The organism is Dokdonella sp. (genome assembly GCF_049593775.1).
In the GTDB taxonomy this organism is placed as follows: Bacteria; Pseudomonadota; Gammaproteobacteria; order Xanthomonadales; family Rhodanobacteraceae; genus Dokdonella.
In genome coordinates this window covers 1-2112 of record NZ_JBAWHJ010000408.1, presented here as the reverse complement: position 1 = coordinate 2112, position 2112 = coordinate 1, and the positions used below count along the sequence as shown (strand labels likewise).

General features: G+C 62.1%; 2 protein-coding genes. Both read left to right on the top strand.

The genetic code is table 11. The features are described from left to right. On the top strand, positions 1–1602 hold a 1602-nt coding region (locus WBP53_RS14065), incomplete at its 5' end, for a histidine kinase dimerization/phospho-acceptor domain-containing protein (protein WP_423929977.1). Between the two features lie 12 nt (positions 1603–1614). Continuing rightward, positions 1615–2112 (top strand): sensor histidine kinase (locus tag WBP53_RS14060; protein ID WP_423929975.1); only part of this gene is annotated, 498 nt, incomplete at its 3' end.

Genomic DNA, 2112 nt, shown 5'->3' with positions numbered 1-2112 from the left:
CGTGACGGCGTTGATCATATCGATGCAAGGTCCGGACAAGTCATTCGCCATGGATCGCGATTGAATGTCCAAGGCAGTGCGGTGCGGTCTGTCCTGCAGGTTGGCGAATTCCTCTGGGTTGGTCATCAGCGCGGAATTCGCCGCTACGCTCTGGACGGCAGTGGCGTGATCGAGCTTCTGGTCGAGTCGGATTCTTCTGCCGCATTGCCTCGTGGTTATGCGAACCGGATGGTGCTCGGTCCGGATTCGATGCTATGGGCCAGCCTGCGTGGCGGTGGGGTGGCGCGAATCGACCCCGACACCTTGATCGTTCACAGCTATTCGCCAGCTACCGGAACCCTGGGCGACGCCGACATCAGCAACCTGGTGCTCGACCCGGATGGAATCCCCTGGGTCGCGACCAGCACCGGCATTGAGCGATACAACGTCGCAGCCGATCAGTTCGAGCGTGTGTCAGGCGCTCCGAACGAGGCGATACACGCGATGACGTTTGCCGGCAAGGATGCGCTCTGGCTGCATCGACTCGGTGCACTGGAACGCTACGACCTGCACCACGGGAATCTCTCGGCTGCGGTGACTATCGCCAGCGCCGAAGGCTGGCCCGCCATGCAGGTGAGTGATCTGCACGTGGCTGCGGACGCCAGCGTCTGGGTGGCCAGTCAGCGCGGCCTCTGGCGTATCGATGCCGACCTTCAAGGCGTTCGCCGCTTCAGTGAACGTGATGGCTTGCCCAGTGCCGAGCTGGTCGGACACTTTGCGCGCGCTCCGGACGGCAGCGTCTACGTCAATTCACGCGCCGGACTGATCGGCTTCGATCCGCTGGCCATTTCGCTCGACTCGCCTGCGCCATTGCTCAAGCTGGCCGGGTTGTCGGTTCGTCGTGATGGCGAAGTCATGACCCTGGATGCGAACGCACCGCTCGAGCTCGGGCATTCCGATCGAGAGTTGACTGTAAAGGCACGTGCGCTGTCATTTCTCAATCCTGCCGGCAATCGCTATCAGTTCCGCCTTGAAGGATTCGATGATGACTGGCTGGATACCGGGGCGCGCGGAGAACGGGTGTTTTCGCAATTGCCGGCCGGTGACTATCAGCTGCAGATTCGCGCCGCCAATGCCGATGGTGTCTGGAGCGAATCGGCGATTGCCGTTCCGGTCCACGTGGCTGCTGCGCCGTGGTTGCGACCGGGTGCATGGATCACCTACGTGATTCTGCTCGGCCTGGCTGTTGTTGCCGGCATGCGCGCCTGGCGACACCGCCTCGACCGGCTTCATTCAATGGCATTGACCGAGGAGCAGCGGCGCAATGCCGAGCAACTGGCCAATTCAAAGTCGACGTTTCTGGCTACCATGAGCCATGAGATCCGCACGCCGATGACCGGCGTGCTGGGCATGGCCGAACTGCTGCGAGGCACCCCACTGAATGACAAGCAGCGCGGATACGCCGAAGCGATCAGCCGCTCCGGCGACCTGCTGTTGCGACTGGTCAATGACAGCCTCGACCTGGCCCGAATCGAGGCAGGCAAACTGGAGCTTGTCAGAAAGGTGCTGGATCCGGTCGAGGTGGTGCGCGAAGTCCGTGCGCTGGAACTTCCTCTGGCTTAAAAAAAGAGTCTGGTGATCGACCTGAAGGTCGGCGATGGCGTGCCGGACGCGGTCGTCGGTGACGCGCTGCGGATCAAGCAGGTGCTGCTGAATCTGGTCAACAATGCGATCAAGTTTACCGAGCGCGGCCGGATCGAACTGGGCGTCGGAAACATCGACGGAAACAGGGTCGAGTTCAGCGTTTCAGACACCGGGCCAGGCATGAATGCGGATATGCGCAGTCGCCTGTTTGGCCGCTTCGAACAATCCGGCGATGCCGCCCACAGTCGTGGCAGCAGCGGCTTGGGTTTGTCGATCTGCCGCGAGCTGGTAGAGCTGATGGGTGGAACCATTGTCGTCGACAGCGCGCCGGGCAAGGGCAGTTGCTTTCGTATTCGCCTGCCGTTGCAAGCGGCAACAGCGAGCGATTCGGGGGCGCCGACATCGAGTCGGACGGATCGGCAGGACTCGCCCCCCGACCCCGGAAACGTCGGTGACACCACCTCTCGGCATGTGCTGGTTGTCGAGGAC